Origin of the sequence: Stenotrophomonas sp. SXG-1 (assembly GCF_014083965.1) — a bacterium.
Classification (GTDB): domain Bacteria; phylum Pseudomonadota; class Gammaproteobacteria; order Xanthomonadales; family Xanthomonadaceae; genus Stenotrophomonas; species Stenotrophomonas geniculata.
On sequence record NZ_CP046588.1, the window covers coordinates 3,449,301 to 3,465,046 of the forward strand.

At 64.4% G+C, this 15,746-nt stretch carries 19 protein-coding genes and 1 tRNA gene; 11 read left to right on the forward strand and 9 right to left on the reverse strand.

Annotated elements, in window-relative coordinates:
- The first annotated feature begins 126 nt into the window (after positions 1 to 126).
- The 4 genes from GOC52_RS15780 to GOC52_RS15795 all read left to right on the forward strand — a co-directional run bounded on the left by GOC52_RS15780 (position 127) and on the right by GOC52_RS15795 (position 4,001).
- Positions 127 to 507, forward strand: coding sequence for a CopL family metal-binding regulatory protein (locus GOC52_RS15780; protein ID WP_049435662.1), 381 nt, complete (start codon positions 127 to 129; stop codon positions 505 to 507).
- A 75-nt stretch (positions 508 to 582) separates the two neighbouring features.
- Positions 583 to 2,391 carry a copper resistance system multicopper oxidase gene (locus GOC52_RS15785; protein ID WP_191849853.1) on the forward strand — a complete coding sequence of 603 codons (1,809 nt, stop codon included), beginning with the start codon at positions 583 to 585 and terminating at the stop codon, positions 2,389 to 2,391.
- Positions 2,388 to 3,407 (forward strand): copper resistance protein B, encoded by a 1,020-nt coding sequence (locus GOC52_RS15790; RefSeq protein ID WP_191849856.1) that lies wholly within the window; start codon positions 2,388 to 2,390, stop codon positions 3,405 to 3,407. The genes GOC52_RS15785 and GOC52_RS15790 overlap by 4 nt, the downstream gene beginning before the upstream one ends.
- Positions 3,408 to 3,488: 81 nt before the next feature.
- Positions 3,489 to 4,001: a GNAT family N-acetyltransferase gene (locus GOC52_RS15795; protein ID WP_109814753.1), complete on the forward strand. Its 513-nt coding sequence runs from the start codon at positions 3,489 to 3,491 to the stop codon at positions 3,999 to 4,001.
- Positions 4,002 to 4,055: 54 nt separating this feature from the next.
- Here the strand turns inward: GOC52_RS15795 and GOC52_RS15800 are convergent, their stop codons facing one another.
- Positions 4,056 to 4,376, reverse strand: coding sequence for a TFIIB-type zinc ribbon-containing protein (locus GOC52_RS15800; RefSeq protein ID WP_171955117.1), 321 nt, complete (start codon positions 4,374 to 4,376; stop codon positions 4,056 to 4,058).
- Positions 4,377 to 4,525: 149 nt separating this feature from the next.
- Here GOC52_RS15800 and GOC52_RS15805 point away from each other — a divergent pair, with 149 nt between their 5' ends.
- Both GOC52_RS15805 and GOC52_RS15810 read left to right on the forward strand, forming a co-directional pair.
- Positions 4,526 to 5,293, forward strand: a complete 768-nt coding sequence (locus tag GOC52_RS15805) for a CPBP family glutamic-type intramembrane protease (RefSeq protein WP_010481705.1) — start codon at positions 4,526 to 4,528, stop codon at positions 5,291 to 5,293.
- A gap of 94 nt (positions 5,294 to 5,387) precedes the next feature.
- On the forward strand, positions 5,388 to 5,813 hold the full coding sequence (locus GOC52_RS15810; RefSeq protein ID WP_010481704.1) for a response regulator: 426 nt from the start codon (positions 5,388 to 5,390) through the stop codon (positions 5,811 to 5,813).
- Between the two features lie 107 nt (positions 5,814 to 5,920).
- On the opposite strand, the gene GOC52_RS15815 is transcribed toward GOC52_RS15810, so the two are convergent.
- On the reverse strand, positions 5,921 to 6,859 hold the full coding sequence (locus GOC52_RS15815; RefSeq protein ID WP_191849858.1) for an alpha/beta hydrolase: 939 nt from the start codon (positions 6,857 to 6,859) through the stop codon (positions 5,921 to 5,923).
- Between the two features lie 82 nt (positions 6,860 to 6,941).
- Positions 6,942 to 7,781 (reverse strand): alpha/beta hydrolase, encoded by an 840-nt coding sequence (locus GOC52_RS15820; protein WP_019337549.1) that lies wholly within the window; start codon positions 7,779 to 7,781, stop codon positions 6,942 to 6,944.
- Between the two features lie 282 nt (positions 7,782 to 8,063).
- On the opposite strand from GOC52_RS15820, the gene GOC52_RS15825 reads away from it, so the two are divergent.
- Both GOC52_RS15825 and GOC52_RS15830 read left to right on the forward strand, forming a co-directional pair.
- Positions 8,064 to 8,354 carry a hypothetical protein gene (locus tag GOC52_RS15825; RefSeq protein WP_100050579.1) on the forward strand — a complete coding sequence of 97 codons (291 nt, stop codon included), beginning with the start codon at positions 8,064 to 8,066 and terminating at the stop codon, positions 8,352 to 8,354.
- Between the two features lie 78 nt (positions 8,355 to 8,432).
- Positions 8,433 to 8,750: a hypothetical protein gene (locus GOC52_RS15830; RefSeq protein ID WP_010481695.1), complete on the forward strand. Its 318-nt coding sequence runs from the start codon at positions 8,433 to 8,435 to the stop codon at positions 8,748 to 8,750.
- A gap of 479 nt (positions 8,751 to 9,229) precedes the next feature.
- Here GOC52_RS15830 and GOC52_RS15835 read toward each other — a convergent pair whose 3' ends face one another.
- The 3 genes from GOC52_RS15835 to GOC52_RS15845 form a co-directional block, all read right to left on the reverse strand.
- Positions 9,230 to 9,691 (reverse strand): PA2169 family four-helix-bundle protein, encoded by a 462-nt coding sequence (locus GOC52_RS15835; protein WP_043400569.1) that lies wholly within the window; start codon positions 9,689 to 9,691, stop codon positions 9,230 to 9,232.
- Positions 9,692 to 10,123: 432 nt separating this feature from the next.
- Positions 10,124 to 10,285, reverse strand: a complete 162-nt coding sequence (locus GOC52_RS15840) for a hypothetical protein (protein ID WP_019658981.1) — start codon at positions 10,283 to 10,285, stop codon at positions 10,124 to 10,126.
- Positions 10,286 to 11,317: 1,032 nt separating this feature from the next.
- Entirely contained in the window at positions 11,318 to 11,518 is a 201-nt protein-coding gene (locus tag GOC52_RS15845) for a hypothetical protein (protein ID WP_053092029.1), read from the reverse strand.
- A gap of 45 nt (positions 11,519 to 11,563) precedes the next feature.
- On the opposite strand from GOC52_RS15845, the gene GOC52_RS15850 reads away from it, so the two are divergent.
- Together GOC52_RS15850 and GOC52_RS15855 are read left to right on the forward strand one after the other, a co-directional pair.
- Positions 11,564 to 11,818, forward strand: a complete 255-nt coding sequence (locus tag GOC52_RS15850) for a DUF4224 domain-containing protein (protein ID WP_227200428.1) — start codon at positions 11,564 to 11,566, stop codon at positions 11,816 to 11,818.
- Positions 11,818 to 12,846: a site-specific integrase gene (locus GOC52_RS15855; RefSeq protein ID WP_049481780.1), complete on the forward strand. Its 1,029-nt coding sequence runs from the start codon at positions 11,818 to 11,820 to the stop codon at positions 12,844 to 12,846. Before GOC52_RS15850 ends, GOC52_RS15855 begins: the two co-directional genes overlap by 1 nt.
- A 60-nt stretch (positions 12,847 to 12,906) precedes the next feature.
- On the opposite strand, the gene GOC52_RS15860 is transcribed toward GOC52_RS15855, so the two are convergent.
- Positions 12,907 to 12,982: transfer RNA gene (locus GOC52_RS15860), tRNA-Lys, on the reverse strand.
- Between the two features lie 178 nt (positions 12,983 to 13,160).
- Between GOC52_RS15860 and GOC52_RS15865 the strand changes: the two genes are divergently transcribed.
- On the forward strand, positions 13,161 to 14,159 hold the full coding sequence (locus GOC52_RS15865; RefSeq protein WP_010481614.1) for a DUF2268 domain-containing putative Zn-dependent protease: 999 nt from the start codon (positions 13,161 to 13,163) through the stop codon (positions 14,157 to 14,159).
- A 64-nt stretch (positions 14,160 to 14,223) separates the two neighbouring features.
- On the opposite strand, the gene queC is transcribed toward GOC52_RS15865, so the two are convergent.
- Together queC and queE are read right to left on the reverse strand one after the other, a co-directional pair.
- Positions 14,224 to 14,889: a 7-cyano-7-deazaguanine synthase QueC gene (queC, locus tag GOC52_RS15870; protein WP_014038216.1), complete on the reverse strand. Its 666-nt coding sequence runs from the start codon at positions 14,887 to 14,889 to the stop codon at positions 14,224 to 14,226.
- A gap of 78 nt (positions 14,890 to 14,967) precedes the next feature.
- On the reverse strand, positions 14,968 to 15,669 hold the full coding sequence (queE, locus tag GOC52_RS15875) for a 7-carboxy-7-deazaguanine synthase QueE (protein ID WP_010481613.1): 702 nt from the start codon (positions 15,667 to 15,669) through the stop codon (positions 14,968 to 14,970).
- Between the last annotated feature and the right edge of the window lie 77 nt (positions 15,670 to 15,746).

Genomic DNA, 15,746 nt, shown 5'->3' on the forward strand with positions numbered 1-15,746 from the left:
CGCTCGGCTGCCTCTGCGCGAACAGCAGCCGAGCGCAGGCTCGGCTCTACATTGATGCTGGTCCAACCTTGAACCGGCCATTCAGCCGGAAGTGCATCCGCGCCCACTTGCAGCTAGATTAACGCCATGTCCCTGGCCTCGACCCTGCTCCGTGTCGTGCTCATGCTCAGCCTGTTGCTCAACGGGCTGAACGCGGCCATGGCCAGTGGTCACGAGGAAATGGGCCGGATGGCCCACGCGGTAGCCGCCCTTGATGGCGGCGATGCCGACTGCCACCACCACGCCGCCATGCAGGCCGACCAGGCCCCGCAGGCCAAGGCCCCCGCGCACGACGCCCACTGCCAGATCAAGGACTGTGTGCGCAGTTGCGCCCAGCACCCGCTGCTGGTGGTGCAGCCGTTGCCGTATCTGGCGGGCCCGGCACTGTCGCTGGCGCCGCAGCCGATGCCGGCCACTGGCCGGCCGGCGCCGCCGCTGCCGCCGATCTCCCGCCCTCCCATCGGCTGATTCCACACACACCGTGCGCCCTGCGCACCGTAGCCGGCCACCTGCCGGCGTCTTTACGTGTCTGGAGTCACCACCATGAATACCCGCATTCCCCCCGGTCCGGGCGCTGTGCCCATGCCGTCGCGCCGCCTGTTCGTGCAGGGCCTGGCCGCCGGTGGCGTGGTTGCCGGCATCGCCGCTGTCGGCGTGCCGCAGCGCGCGCTCGCCGCCGCCACGGCTGCCCCACGCCTGGCCGGCGCCCCCGCCGTGCTCAGCGACACCCGCATCGAATTGGCCATCGGCGAATCGCTGGCCAATTTCACCGGCCGCACCCGCCCGGCGATCACCGTCAACGGCTCGCTGCCGGCCCCGATCCTGCGCTGGCGCGAAGGCCAGACCGTGGACCTGTTCGTGCGCAACACGCTGGGACGCCACCCGACCTCCATCCACTGGCACGGCATCCTGCTGCCGGCCAACATGGACGGCGTGCCGGGCCTGAGCTTCAACGGCATCGGCCCCGGCGAGACCTACCACTACCACTTCCAGCTGAAGCAGTCGGGCACCTACTGGTACCACAGCCACTCGATGTTCCAGGAGCAGGCCGGCCTGTACGGTGCGCTGATCATCGATCCGGCCGAACCGGCGCCGTACCACCACGACCGCGAGCACGTGATCATGCTGTCCGACTGGACCGACATGGACCCGGGCGCGCTGTTCCGGCGCATGAAGAAGCTTGCCGAGCACGACAACTACTACAAGCGCACGCTGCCCGACTTCCTGCGTGACGTGAAGCGCGACGGCTGGTCGGCCGCGCTGTCCGACCGCGGCATGTGGGGCCGGATGCGGATGACGCCGACCGATATCTCCGACATCAACGCGCACACCTACACCTACCTGATGAACGGCACCGCGCCGGCCGGCAACTGGACCGGGCTGTTCCGCAGCGGCGAAAAGGTGCTGCTGCGCTTCATCAATGGCGGGTCGATGACCTATTTCGACGTGCGCATCCCCGGTTTGAAGATGACCGTGGTCGCCGCTGACGGCCAGTACATCCACCCGGTCAGCATCGACGAATTCCGCATTGCTCCCGCCGAAACCTACGACGTGCTGGTCGAACCCACCGGCCAGGACGCCTTCACGATCTTCTGCCAGGACATGGGCCGCACCGGGTACGCCGCCGGCACGCTGGCGGTTCGCCATGGCCTGCAGGCACCGATTCCCGCGCGCGACCCACGCCCGTTGCTGACGATGAGCGACATGGGGCACGACATGGGCAGTGGTGGCCACGGTGGCCACGACATGGCCGCGATGAAGGGCATGGAAGGCGGCTGCGGCGCCAGCATGGGCCACGGCGCCCACGGCGGCGATACCGCCAGCAAGACACCGAAGCATCCGGCCAGCGAACGCAACAACCCGCTGGTGGACATGCAGAGTTCGGCCACCGAACCGAAGCTGGACGACCCCGGCATCGGCCTGCGCGACAACGGCCGCCAGGTGCTGACCTACGGCGCGATGCGCAGCCTGTTCGAGGATCCTGATGGCCGCGAGCCGAGCCGCGAGATCGAGCTGCACCTGACCGGCCACATGGAGAAATTCTCCTGGTCGTTCGACGGCATCCCGTTCGCCAGCGCCGAGCCGCTGCGGCTGAACTACGGGGAGCGCATGCGCATCGTGCTGGTCAACGACACCATGATGCAGCACCCGATCCACCTGCACGGCGTGTGGAGCGATCTGGAAAACGCACAGGGCGAATTCCAGCTGCGCAAGCACACCATCGACATGCCGCCGGGCACGCGCCGCAGCTATCGCGTGCGCGCCGATGCGCTCGGCCGCTGGGCCTACCACTGCCATCTGCTGTACCACATGGAAGCGGGCATGATGCGCGAAGTGAGGATCGAAGAATGAGCCGCTCACTGCTTTCCCCCAGCCTGCTGGCCCTGGGCCTGACCGCCGCATTGCCGGTGTTCGCGCAGTCGCACGCAGGCCATGACATGGCCGCGATGGACGCGCCGGCGAAGGCCACGAAGTCCGCGAAGACGCCTGCCGAACCGGTCGATCATTCGAAGATGGACCACTCGACCATGGATCACTCGAAGATGAACCACGCCGCGATGCAGCCGGCGACGATGGACCATTCCGCGATGGATCATTCCACGATGGAGCACTCCAGCATGGATCACGCGGCGATGGGTCACGGCACGCCCGCACCCACCGAACCTCGCGAGCCGATCCCGGTTCCGACCGACGCCGACCGCGCTGCCGCCTTCCCACCGATCGCGCATGGCGCGATGGAACACGCGCCGGAGATCAACAGCCTGCTGCTGATTGACCGCCTCGAACACTGGGACGGCAAGAGCAGCAACGGCCAGGCCTGGGAAGCCACCGGCTGGATCGGCGGCAACATCAACCGCCTGTGGCTGCGCACCGATGGCGAACGCAGCCGTGGCCGCACCGAATCATCGTCGCTTGAAGCACTGTATGGCCGCAGCGTGTCGCCGTGGTGGGACGTGCTGGTCGGTGTGCGCCAGGACTTCCGGCCGGCCGACTCCCGCACGTGGGCGGCCATCGGCATCCAGGGCCTGGCGCCCTACAAGTTCGAGAGCTCGGCCACGCTGTACATGGGCTCCGGCGGCCAGGTGCTGGCCAAGGCCGAAGTCGAGTACGACGTGCTGCTGACCAACCGTTTGATCCTGCAGCCGCTGCTGGAAGCCACAGTGGCAGCCAAGGATGAACCGGAGTACGGCATCGGCCGTGGCCTGAACAAGGTCGAAGCCGGGCTGCGACTGCGCTATGAGTTCAGCCGCCGCTTCGCGCCGTACATCGGCATCAGCCACGAACGCAGTTTCGGCGACACCTCTGACTATGCCGGTGACCACGCGCGCGACACGCGTTGGGTCGCTGGCGTGCGCATGTGGTTCTGAGCAGCGTTACGTGAGCAGTGGCCAGCCCCGGCAGCCGCCGGGGCCGGCTACACTGCGCCACGTTCCAATGCAGGCACCGCCATGTCGTTGCAGATCCGCCGCGCCACCCTCGCCGACGTCGACACGCTTTCGGCGATCGCCATCGCCACCTATACCGAGACCTGGGGCGACTCATATCCGCCGCAGGACCTGCACGATTTCCTGCAGGATCACTACAGCAGCGAACCGCAGCGCATCGAACTGTCCGACCCACGCAGTGCCATCTGGCTGCTGATGGACGGTGACGCCGTGGTCGGCTATCTGGCCGCCGGTGCCAACACCCTGCCGCACACGGATGCATGCGAGGGCGACATCGAACTGAAGCGGTTCTACATTCTGGCTGCACACCAGAACGGCGGCCATGGTGCACGCATGATGGACGCGTTCATGGCCTGGCTGGACCAGCCGCAGCGCCGCACCCTGTGGGTGGGCGTATGGGAAGAAAACTTCGGCGCGCAGCGCTTCTACGCGCGCTATGGGTGCAGCAAGGTCGGCGAGTACGACTTCATCGTCGGCGACACGCATGACCGCGAGTTCATCCTGCGCCGGCCGTGATCATGCGGCTCCTGTAGCGTCGAGCATGGCTAGACGCTACAAAGAGCGAAGCGGCTAGAAGTCGAACAGCTCCGACAGGAAGCTGTCCTTCTTCTTTTTCTTGTAGCCGTGGCCGTACTGCTGGCCACGGTTGTCCTCATAGCGCTGGCCCAGATGGCGGGTGTCGCGATGCATCACCGGCGGCGGCGCGGCGGCCGGCTGCGACTGCGCCGGGGCGGGCGGCGGTACCGCACTACCCGCACCCGCGCGCTCGATGATCTTGTCCAGTTCACCACGATCCAGCCAGACACCACGGCAACCAGGGCAATAGTCGATCTCGATGCCATGGCGTTCGGCCATCTGCAGGGTCTGGGTCTTGCACACGGGGCACAGCATCGGCATTGCTCCTGTCGGTCTGGTAACGACTGTACCTGCCCTGTGATGACTGTGCGGCAACACATGACCGATGGCACAGGGACTTCCGGCGCGTACCAGCGTGCCCGGCCCCTTCCACACTGCATGCTGGTTCCGCAGGGAGTGCGTGCATGACCGTCCTGTCCCGCCTGCCCAGCGCCGCGCGCCTGCTGCTGGTGCTGCTCGGCGTCGGCGTTGGCCTGAATCTGCGCGACATCGCAGCCGCCGCAGGCACGCCGATTCCCGCCTTGCCCATTGCTTACGGCGGCAGCCTGCTCGACAACGCGCTGGCCGTGCTCGTGGCACTCCTGCTGGCCGCGCTGCTGCGGCCACGCGGGATGGGCCTGATGACCAGCCTGGGGCTGCGCGGCAACGGCTGGGGCGGCCCGTTCTGGGTACTGCTGGCCAGCCTGCCCTGCTGGCTGGGCCTGGCGCTGCTCGGTTCACCGAACACCGCGCTGACCGCGTTGGACGCCACGATGCTGGCAGTGCTGTTCCCACTGGCCGAGGAAGTGCTGTTCCGCGGCCTCGGCTTCGTGCTGCTGGTGAAGATCGTGCGCGCCCCCTGGCCATGGCTCGCACTGCCGCAGGCGCTGTTGTTCGGCTGGGTGCACTGGCTGGGTTTCGGCGGGTTCGACGGCGGCGGCCTCGCGCTGTTCGTCGGCGCGGTGATCGCCCTGGGCGGCTTCATCTTCGCCTGGCTCGACCACCTCGACGGTGACACCTTGTGGTGCGGCCTGGTCCTGCACGTGTCGATGAACCTGGCCTGGAACGTGTTCAGCCTTGATGACGCCGTTGCACTGGGCTGGCAGGCCACCGGCCTGCGCATCGGCACCGCCCTGCTCGCGGTCGCGATCCTGGCCTGGCACGTGCATCGCCGGCGCCAGACGCGGTTGTAACGCCCACTTAGCTTGCCGTGCACGCCGGGATCACTACCGGCTTGCGCATACTTGCGCGCCTTTTGCTCCCCCTGTTGTCCGGAGTTGCCGCGTCATGTTGCTGTCCAAGCGCTTTGTGGAACCGCGCGTCCTGCTCATCGAGGACGCCGAGGAAACCCAGGAACTGAGCCGTCTCGCCCTGGAAAGCCAGGCCTGCCAGGTCACCGCTGTCAGCAGCGCCGAGGCCGCGCTGGGCCTGCTCAACGCCGGTGAACCGTTCGACCTGCTGTTCACCGACGTCTGCCTGGGCGGCATCAGCGGCATCGAAACCGCCAACCGCGTGCGCGAGCACCTGCCGCAGCTGCCGATCCTGGTCACCTCCGGCATGGATCAGCATCGCGTGCTGCCGCAGCTGCGCGCCGGCATCCACTTCCTGCCCAAGCCATACAGCATGAGCGAGCTGCTCGATGCCATCCGCCTGTGCTTCCGGCACGCAGCGGATGCCGCGCTGATGCCGCCGCCGCAGGCCAGCGCGGCCTGAGGGGATCATCCACGCATGGCGTGGATCTACTGATTCCGTTTCTCGTCGGCGTGGATCCACGTCAACAACCCCGGTAGATCCACGCCATGCGTGGATTGAACCTGCGATCAACCGCTGCTGTACGGCCCGCTACCCGGGAACACCTTCAGCAGTGCGCGGGTGATCATGTCCGGGTAGACCGTGAAGTGATCCTCGTCATCGATCACCATGTTCTCCACCTTCAACGATCGCCCGCTGCTGCGCAGCTGCTCGGCGAATTCTGCGTTGTGGCGCAGCATGTCGTTGCGGGTGAAATAACGCGGTTCGGGCTTGACCGTCTCAAAGCTGCCCACCGACAGCACCACCGTGGTCGGCTGCGCCGGCGCCTTGGCCTCGGCCTGCATGCGCGGCACCCGATGGTCGTCGAACCACAGTGATGGGCTGGAGAGGATGTAGGTGCGGAACATGTCCGGGCGCGTGGTCAGCACATAGGCGCCGAACAGGCCACCATAGGAATGACCCGCATAGGCGCGCCGCGCCGGATCAGTGCGGTAGCGCGCATCGATCATCGGCAGCACCCGCTCGGCGAGGAAACCGCGATAGTGCGCCGCGCCACCGTAGCTCACGTCATCGCTGTAATCACGCGGATCGGTACGCGCCGGATCGCTGGGCGTATAGTCGCGCGAGCGGCTCTGCTTGGAGGTCAGCCCTTCCTGCGGCGGCAGCCCGACCAGGATGAAATCCTCCAGGTTGACACCCTTCTGGCCCACCAGGTTGCGCACGCTGCGCACCAGCGGGAAGCTGTACAGCGCGTCGGTCACGTACAGCACCGGATAGTGCTTTTCCGGATGTGCGGCGTAGTCGGCCGGCAACGCCACCCAGACCGGATAATCGCGGCCGATCGGATCGTGCACGCGCAGCGCTTCGGTATCCGGCAGCACCACGCCCGACACTGCGGCGGCTGGGCTCTCCTTCGCTTCACTCTGCGCTGCCGGCGGCGCCACCGACATCGCACAGCCACTCACGGCCAGGCAGGCCGCCACACTCCATCCACGCACACGCTGCATCCACACGCTCCCATTGCGGGCGGCGCACCGGATGGCGCCGCTGCCGCATCCTTGCATGGTGCGCAACCCGCTGCCAGTGCGGTCAGGGCGAGGCCGGCGGCGCCGGGAACAGTGTGCGCAGCGCCTGCAATGCGGCCGGATGATAGATCGTAGCGTGGGTTTCTTCCGGCAACGGCAGGTACTTCACCAGCGGCGACGGCGAAGCCTGCTGCAACAACTCGGCCAGTCGTGCAGTGGATGCGGCCAGCTCCGGCTGCCCACTGCTGGCCAGGAATACGCGCGGCTGCGCACGCGTCACCGCCGGCAGCTGCTTGGCCGCCCCGGCCAGCATTGCACCACGGTTCCACCACAGGCTGGGGTCCAGCGCGATGTAGCTGTTGAACAGTGTCGGTTCCTGCAGCAGCGTTTCGACCACGAACAGGCCGGCCAGCGATTCTCCGATCAGTGCGCGCTCGTCGGTGGTCGGGTAGCGCTGGCGCACCTGTGGCATCAGTTCATCGCGCAGGAACGTGCGGTAGGCCGCCGAGCCGCCGATGCGCGGCGCGATCTTCTGGTCCTGCGGGTCCTTGCTGGGGCCGGTCATGTCGCGGCGGCGCTCGGTGTTCTCGATGCCGACCAGCAGGAACGGACGCATGCTGCCGTTGCCGCTCAGCACCTGCACCAGCCCGGCCACATGCAGGAAGTCCTCACCGATGCCGCCATCGGCCATGTACAGCACCGGCAGCGGCGCCTTCGGATCCAGGCCCCACGGCTGCGGGCGGTAAACATTGATGCGGCGGGTTTCGCCCAGCGCCTTCGACTCGATGGTGAAGGTCTCGCCGATGACCAGAGGAGTTGCGGCAGCGGGCGACGCGGTTTCGGCGGCCATCAGCGGCCCGGCGGAGACAGCGGACAACAACAGCGACAGCACGATCAAGCGCATGGAGCGGCCCATCCTGGGAAAGTGCCGAGCATAACGCCAAGATCAAGGCGTCGGCCGATTCGGCAAGCCTGCCTGTATGCTACGGCGCTGCGCGATGCTTGAACTGTATCGGGAAATGACTGCAATCGCGTTTGCTAGCATTCATCGTTTCCTACAAGGAGTTGGGACATGGGGGGATTCAGCATTTGGCACTGGATCATTCTTCTGGCGGTCGTCCTGATCCCGGTCGGCATCGCAGCCGTCATCGCAGCGATTGTTCTCAGGCGAAAGTAGATCCACGCCATGCGTGGATGCGCATTATGGGGATGCCTCAAGGGCATCCGCGATGGCGACGGCGCCGACGGTCTGCCCTGGCCGGAAACCGATCTGCCGCCCGGGCGGGAACAGGCGATGGCACACGCGGAGCGTGCCGCCATTGGCATGCTGACCGTGGCGGAAATGCTGCACGCCGCGGAACGCTGCCGGTCGATGGCCTCGCCCGACCGCCATCTGGATGAGGGGCTAATCGATGGGTTGTTCTTCGCCTGCCGCGGGCTGGCGGAACGGGTGTGCCGGGATATCCGGCCGGCGTAGCCGCCGTTGCACCCAGATCCGGTCCATACTTGGGAGGGACTGGTTGCCAGTCCCTTCAAAACCTACAAGGAGGTTTGCATGTTGAGTGCCCTGCTCATCGCCGCGCTGGCCGCCAGCTCGGCCGCGCCCGTACCGTATGCCGATTGCCTGCTCGGCAACATCCAGCCCGGGCTGTCTGATCGTGCCGTGCAACTGGTGCAGGAGGCCTGTGCTGCAAAGCATCCGGAGAGCTTCGCCGCAGCAATGGAACTGGAACGCAGAACCAGTCTGCAGCGGCTCACCTATTTCGAGGCGGCAAGAGCGGAGGCGGCACGTTCTGCGAATGCAGCAGCAACGGCCGCACAGGAGGCTGCTGACGCGGCGGCGGCTAAAGCGAAGACTGCGCGGACGAAGTAGTTGCCGTGGAGAAGCGCAACAAAAAAGGCACCGCATTGCGGTGCCCTTCTGAATGACCTGGGTCATTGGATGCAATTGGTGGGCCGTGAAGGATTCGAACCTTCGACCAAAAGATTAAAAGTCCGCCCATCCTTGCTTACAAATCAATTACTTGCCCCCAGATATTTTATGGAGGACTGCCTATCTTCGTCGCGAATTTCGTCTTGGTCCCGAGCCATTTTACGGAGGCCAACGACGCAAAACGCATCTGGGCGTATCCGGCCCTCAAGCTTGTCGGCGCTGGCTTCTGCTCGTCGCGACTGCGTATGCAGGCTCACGTCAACGGCTTTGCAATCGACTGAACCTGATCAACAAGTCAGGCCGATGCGCCAGCGCTACGACTCTGCAACGCATTTCGACCACTCCAACCACAGAACGTGTGAGCCGAGCGTACGCGCAGGACATATGTGGACTATCCGATAGCAGCGGAAAATTCGACCTTAGTGTCGATGCATCGATTGCAGCCGATTCAACATGACGGAATGGCATTCACTGACCTTGGGAATCATCCGCGCAACCTCCCTCTTCACGTCCTGTGATAGCTCCGGATCATTGAGAACTTCGTTGAACGTCTGAACAAGACGCTCTTCAGACTTCTCCAACTCTTTCAAGTATTGGTACTGGGTCTCGCCAAACGCCGCGAGCATCTTCCCATAATACTGATGCATTGCACCCACCAATGTGCCTCGCTCTGCAGGACGACCACCACTTCTGGAGACAATTCTACTGATCTCTTCGACCAGCTCGCCTTTAACGCCTGCAATGCCCATAAAGAGATCGGAAAGCTCCGAGCTCTCTATTCGATCCGAGGCCTCCTCATAGAACGCCTTCCCGTCTCGTGATATCTCTATCAAGTCATTGAGGCGGGTCTCAATTCTAGACTGCATGGTTTGAAGGCCCATGGCACTTCTCCCTGATTAGTTCAATGTCAAACTTCGAAGCCATGCCCTTCACGCTACCGACTTGAAGGCGGAGGAGAAAAAGCTATTTAGATGCAGCCTTCCTCGCATATCGAAGGACAGTCCCTTCATCCTGGATAGCAATCTTTACTGAGGAAAGCCATCTACTTGCAGCCCCCGTGTTCTCAATCAGAACGGCGAGGTCGTCGCATAGGCAATTGGCACATAGGTAGCCGCCAGGGCTTGGTCTCCGGCACCTCTTGCATGGCAGCAACGTCGTCTCAGACGGGCACCTAAGCTGATAGGCCACCCGCACCATCAAAGTCTCTGCATCCGTGCTCCTATCTCTCAACCTGTCCACGGATCGCCGCTCCTTCTACAGAAAAGGGGCAGCGCAAGCCTGCGCCACCCTCTCTCAACTACTCGCAGTCGATCTTACTTATTCGACTTATGAGCCCCGCCTTCATTGGCGTTACGCTCTTTGGACTCCTTGTCTTGGCGTTCCTGCTCCTGTTGCTGTTGCTTCTGCTTCCCTGCATCCGGCTCCGCCACAGCCGGCTTGTTGGTATTGGATGCATCACGTTTGAAGTCATTCATAACATTACTCCATCGCGGTGGACTCACCGCATCAGAAGCATGCACTCCCCCCCGTTAGCTGCAGGTCGCTTTGCAAGAGAAGACTGAACCAGGCACATGAATGAGCCCATTCGACCAACAGGCGTACAGTGACCTCGGTGCATTCGAGGAAAGTGCCATGAGCAGGGATAAAAATTATGTTGATGTGGAACGAGAAATTGTCCACTGGCGCGCTAAGTTCGGGACTGGAGAATTCCCAGGGGCCAGTTTCGGACTAGATATCCAGCCAATCATCAAAATTGCATGTGATATCTACACAAGAGATCCCCACGGAAGCCGTGACGCCTGGGCCGATGACTTGATTAGAAGGCTAGAAATGCGTTCTGGCCGTGCAGACAATGAGGCCGCTGCAAGACGCCTTGCGTCTCGATGCTGGGACCACCTCCTCTCCTGATGACGCCCCCTATTCTGTTGACGACCGACCTCTCAAGGAGTCGCGCTGCACGGCCACCTAATCAGCCACACACCAAACCACCTGCAGGCAAACGGAACGAAGATGGACGGCGCATTTATACGCCATCCACTGCAATTTCACACCAATCGTTATCACTCACCCTTACAAGACTTCAGCATTCCAAACATACTCCACTATATTCGCGCACGACTCTCACTGAATATCTTGAGCTGGATTCGCTGCTCGCAGGAACGCAGCCTCCATGGAACGATCACTTCTGCGTCGAGCATGTACCCGTATCGCTTGAAGCCTTTCACTCCGATACTTGACCCGTATCCATATCGCTCGCAGCCCTTCAAGTTGGTGCTGGATGCGTATCTGTAGCCGTCGACGTCGTTCATACATAAATCACTCCATCGCGATGAATTCACCGCAAGACGATGGTGCGCGCTGTCTCGTTACTACACTGCGATACGACACGAAAATAATGAACGAGAGGCGCAGCAAGCCGCCAGCAATAGCTGGCCTGCCGCCTCAGCCGCGCCGTCAACACGCCACGCAACAATCGCGAGGACCTGCTCCAGCATGTTGCGTGACGTCTACAGCAAGGTGGCTTGGCTGTCGTCCCAGCTCTTGATGATCAGCTCTCCGAACTTCTTTCCTCTTCCCTGCCCGCCGCCGCTGGTGTAGTCCAGCTGCAGCGGCACCAGGTCGAAGCCGGCGAACACTTCGCGGATCTCAGGATGGTCGTTGATCGAGACCACAAAGCGCCCGACCGAGGTGCGCATCAGCTCGGCCATGGCCTCGTACTCCGCGAAGGAGCATTTGAGCGAGATGTCTTGGTGATCGAGCTGGTGAACGCGTTGCTGCGCGATTTCTACGGCCAGGAGGTGGCGCGGTACCTGTCCTGTGACGATATCAAGGCGCTGTGCCGCACGCCGCGGCGCAAGGGCCAAGCTGAGTTCCTGCGCAACAACGGGATCCGGCACTATCTGGACGCCCACGGGTGGCCAGTGGTGCTGTGGTCCGCGATCGAGGGCAAGCCGGAGCCGAAGACGCCGCCGGCGACGGAATGGAAACCGAACAAGGCAGCAGCGTAATGGGAAGGAAACCCAAGAAGCCGGGGGCTATCCCCCGGTTCCGCCCCCGGAAGCAGAAATCCGGCGTGGTGCACTACTACTACGACCACGGTGGCAAGCCGCGCAAGGAAACTGCGCTGGGCAGCGATTATGGCCTGGCCATCCAGAAGTGGGCCGAGCTTGAGCGTGCGGCGACGATCCCCGCCGATGCAAAGCTGACGTTCCGGCAGGCCGCCGAGCGCTACCGCGTCGAGGTGATTCCGACGAAGTCTGAGGGAACGCGGCGGAACAACAACCGCGAGCTCGATTCGCTGATCCAGTTCTTCGACGACCCACCGGGTCCGCTCGACGCGATCCGTCCGACGCATGTGTTCAACTGCCTGCAGTGGCGCCGCAGCGCGCCTGTGGCTGCGAACCGTGAAAAGTCGCTGCTCTCCCACCTGTGGAACCGGTGCCGGCAGAAGGGCTACACGGACCTACCAAACCCATGCGCCGGCGTGAACCGATTCCGAGAGGACGGCCGCGACGTGTACGTGGAGGACGACATTCTGCAGCGCGTGTACGACGCCGCCGACCAGGTGCTGAAAGATGCGATGGACCTTGCCTACCTCACCGGTCAGCGGCCGACCGACATGCGCGAGCTGGACCGCCGCAACATCAAGGACGGGACGCTGGTGCTGCGACAGGGCAAGACCAAGACGCCGGTGCGCATCGCGATCACCGGCGAGCTGAAGGTGCTGATCGATCGCCTGCTGTCGCTGAAGCGCCCGGATGACGCACCGATCAGCACGCGCCTGCTGCTGGGCGAGGACTGGCTTCCGATCGGGAAACATGCCCTGCGCTATCGATTCGACAAAGCACGCGAGCGCGCCGGCATCCCGAAGAAGGTATTCCAGTTCCGCGACCTGCGCGCGAAGGCAGGCACGGACAAGGCCGATTCGGCCGGCGACATTCGCCAGGCGCAGCAGCAGCTGGGCCACAAGTCAGTGACCACGACAGAGATCCATGTGCGGAAGCGCCGCGGTGCGCTGACCAGCCCGACGAAGTGAATTGCGGAGCGGGCGATATTTTGCGGAGCGAGGGGGAAGGACTGAAACCCTTGGTGCATATGGTGGGCCGTGAAGGATTCGAACCTTCGACCAAAAGATTAAAAGTCTTCTGCTCTACCGACTGAGCTAACGGCCCATTGCACTGCCCCAGCCTTTCGGCGGGGTTGGCATTCTACCCTACTTTGCCGGGCCGGGTGAAACCCTGGTGCGTCGAGGTTGCCGGCCAGCGGCCGGCACTACCCGATCTGGGCCGCCGGCTTAAACCTTCCGGGCCGTCGTCGCATCCCATCTGTGATCCTTCCCCGGAGCCACGGATGCGCCTGCCCCTCTGCCTCATTGCCGCCCTGCTGCTGCCCTGCGCGGCACTGGCCGCCCCGCCCCAGGTCGTCACCGACGACATCGGCCGCTTCTGGGCCACCTATGACGCGGTACGCGCCGAGCCCGACGTTGAACGCCAGGTCGCACTCGTGCAGGAGCGCTACATCGATCCAGGCAGCCCCGGCCTGCATGCGCTGATGCAGGTCCGCAACTACACCGCCCGCGAATACGCCGAGGCCATGCGTGCGTGGCCGCGCTTCTGGACGTCGGTTCGGCCGTTGACCGCCAACGCGCAGCAGGCCAGCGCCACACTGGAACGGGATCTTTCCAAATTCCGGGCGCTCTACCCGGCTTTGCGCCCGGCCACCATCACCTACGCAGTCGGTGTACTGCGCACCGGTGGCACCACGCTGGGCGACAAGGTGCTGATCGGTGCCGAGATGGCGCTGGGCGATGAGCGCGTGGACGTGAGCGAACTGCCCGAAAAGATGCGCGAGCGGCTACGGATCTTCTACGACAGCCGTCCGGGGGCGAACAACGCGCAGAACAACCTGCACGAGTACGTGCATACCCAGCAGCGCGAGACCACCGGCAGCCTGGCCCAGTACGCGGTGCGCGAGGGTGTTGCCGAGTACGTGGCCGAACGACTGAGTGGGCGTCGGCCGGCGCTTCCGCTGTACAGCTACGGACCCGCGCATGAGGCGGACATCCGCACGCGTTTCATTGCAGAGATGGACGGGGGTAACCTCGACAACTGGCTCTACAACAGCGCCCGCAATCCATTCGGGGTGAGTGATGTGGGGTACTACGCTGGGTATCGCATCGCGCAGGAGTACATGCGCCAGCAGGCCGACGAGAAGGCCGGTATCGCGCGGATGATCGAGTTGGACTATGACGATCCGAAGGCGGTGCGGGCCTTCATCGAAGCATCGGGATGGTTGCCTGATGAGGCTGCCGGCCAGCGACCGGCGCTACCAGACTCCAGCCGCCGGTAGCGCCGGGACAGAGCGTGCGAACCAACGGTTCGCACCCACCACGGGGGGCATCACCCCCATCACCTCAGGCGTACAGCGTGGGGTCGGCCACGCCGGCTTCGGCGAAGCCCTGCGCGCGCAGGCGGCAGGCGTCGCAGTGGCCGCAGGCAGCGCCGTTGGCGTCGGCGTTGTAGCAGGACACGGTCAGGCCGAAGTCCACGCCCAGGCGCACGCCTTCGCTGACGATCTGGCCCTTGCTGAGGAACTGCAGCGGCGCGTGCACCTTGATGCCCGCACCTTCCACGCCCGACTTGGTGGCCAGGTTGGCCAGTGCCTGGAATGCAGCCACGAACTCGGGGCGGCAGTCCGGGTAGCCGGAGTAGTCCACGGCGTTGACGCCGCAGAAGATGTCATTGGCACCGAGCACTTCGGCCCAGCCCAGCGCCAGCGACAGCATGATGGTGTTGCGCGCCGGCACGTAGGTGACCGGGATGCCGGCGCCGCCGGCCTCGGGTACGTCGATGTCGTCGGTCAGTGCCGAGCCGCCGATGCTGCGCAGGTCCACGTCCACGGTCTTGTGCGCGACCACGCCCTGGGCCTTGGCCACGCGGGCGGCGGCATCCAGTTCGGAGGTGTGGCGCTGGCCGTAGCGCACGCTCAGGGCATGCACGGCGAAGCCCTGTTCCTGGGCCATGGCGATGACGGCGGCTGAATCCATGCCGCCGGAGAGAAGCACGACTGCCTTCTTCATGGGAAAAACGTCCGGTTGGGAGGGGAAAGCCAGCACGCTGTCCCGCGCCGGAGCTACATCAGGGAACGCTGCGCGGGCTCATCGGCCCGGCTCGTCGTTCCACAGGATTTTATGCAACTGCATCTGGAAGCGCACCGGCAGCCGGTCTTCAACGATCCAGTCGGCCAGCTGCCGCGCGGTGATCTCGCCCTTGCTGGGCGAGAAGAACACCGTGCAGCGCTTGACCAGATCGTGTTCGGCCAGCAGGGACTTGGCCCAGTCGTAATCCTCGCGGCTGCAGATGACGAACTTGATCTGGTCGCGGGCGGTCAGCAGCGGCAGGTTGTCCCAGCGGTTGCGCGCCACTTCGGCCGAACCCGGGGTCTTGATGTCGACCACGCGCGATACGCGCGGGTCCACCGCGCTGACGTCCAGCGCGCCGGAGGTCTCCAGCGAAACGTCCATGCCGGCATCGCAGAGCTTCTGCAGCAGCACCAGGCAACGCTTCTGCGCCAGCGGCTCGCCGCCGGTCACGCAGACGTGGCGCACGCCCTGGGCCAGCACCTCGGCCACGATGTCGTCGATGTCCCACCAGGTGCCGCCATGGAAGGCATAGGCGGTGTCGCAGTACTGGCAGCGCAGCGGGCAGCCGGTCAGGCGCACGAACACGGTCGGCCAGCCGGCGGTATCGGCTTCGCCCTGCAGCGAGGTGAAGATCTCGGTGATCTTCAGGCGTGGCAGCGGCGACTGCACGATCTCACTGGGGGTGGCGGCGGCGCTGGACGGGGTAACGGCGGTCATGGCGGGAAGTTCTTGGTGGGACACGTGGCGGGTGGGCTACCGTGGCCGGTAACGAAAGCAGCCGAGCATGGCTCGGC

What these genes read in the sequence shown, in the direction of transcription:
- GOC52_RS15780 (WP_049435662.1), top strand. Translation starts at nt 127, where the DNA reads ATGTCCCTGGCCTCGACCCTGCTCCGTGTCGTGCTCATGCTCAGCCTG.
- GOC52_RS15785 (WP_191849853.1), top strand. Translation starts at nt 583, where the DNA reads ATGAATACCCGCATTCCCCCCGGTCCGGGCGCTGTGCCCATGCCGTCG.
- GOC52_RS15790 (WP_191849856.1), top strand. Translation starts at nt 2,388, where the DNA reads ATGAGCCGCTCACTGCTTTCCCCCAGCCTGCTGGCCCTGGGCCTGACC.
- GOC52_RS15795 (WP_109814753.1), top strand. Translation starts at nt 3,489, where the DNA reads ATGTCGTTGCAGATCCGCCGCGCCACCCTCGCCGACGTCGACACGCTT.
- GOC52_RS15800 (WP_171955117.1), bottom strand. Translation starts at nt 4,376, where the DNA reads ATGCTGTGCCCCGTGTGCAAGACCCAGACCCTGCAGATGGCCGAACGC.
- GOC52_RS15805 (WP_010481705.1), top strand. Translation starts at nt 4,526, where the DNA reads ATGACCGTCCTGTCCCGCCTGCCCAGCGCCGCGCGCCTGCTGCTGGTG.
- GOC52_RS15810 (WP_010481704.1), top strand. Translation starts at nt 5,388, where the DNA reads ATGTTGCTGTCCAAGCGCTTTGTGGAACCGCGCGTCCTGCTCATCGAG.
- GOC52_RS15815 (WP_191849858.1), bottom strand. Translation starts at nt 6,859, where the DNA reads ATGCAGCGTGTGCGTGGATGGAGTGTGGCGGCCTGCCTGGCCGTGAGT.
- GOC52_RS15820 (WP_019337549.1), bottom strand. Translation starts at nt 7,781, where the DNA reads ATGCGCTTGATCGTGCTGTCGCTGTTGTTGTCCGCTGTCTCCGCCGGG.
- GOC52_RS15825 (WP_100050579.1), top strand. Translation starts at nt 8,064, where the DNA reads ATGCGTGGATGCGCATTATGGGGATGCCTCAAGGGCATCCGCGATGGC.
- GOC52_RS15830 (WP_010481695.1), top strand. Translation starts at nt 8,433, where the DNA reads ATGTTGAGTGCCCTGCTCATCGCCGCGCTGGCCGCCAGCTCGGCCGCG.
- GOC52_RS15835 (WP_043400569.1), bottom strand. Translation starts at nt 9,691, where the DNA reads ATGGGCCTTCAAACCATGCAGTCTAGAATTGAGACCCGCCTCAATGAC.
- GOC52_RS15840 (WP_019658981.1), bottom strand. Translation starts at nt 10,285, where the DNA reads ATGAATGACTTCAAACGTGATGCATCCAATACCAACAAGCCGGCTGTG.
- GOC52_RS15845 (WP_053092029.1), bottom strand. Translation starts at nt 11,518, where the DNA reads ATGGCCGAGCTGATGCGCACCTCGGTCGGGCGCTTTGTGGTCTCGATC.
- GOC52_RS15855 (WP_049481780.1), top strand. Translation starts at nt 11,818, where the DNA reads ATGGGAAGGAAACCCAAGAAGCCGGGGGCTATCCCCCGGTTCCGCCCC.
- GOC52_RS15865 (WP_010481614.1), top strand. Translation starts at nt 13,161, where the DNA reads ATGCGCCTGCCCCTCTGCCTCATTGCCGCCCTGCTGCTGCCCTGCGCG.
- queC (WP_014038216.1), bottom strand. Translation starts at nt 14,889, where the DNA reads ATGAAGAAGGCAGTCGTGCTTCTCTCCGGCGGCATGGATTCAGCCGCC.
- queE (WP_010481613.1), bottom strand. Translation starts at nt 15,669, where the DNA reads ATGACCGCCGTTACCCCGTCCAGCGCCGCCGCCACCCCCAGTGAGATC.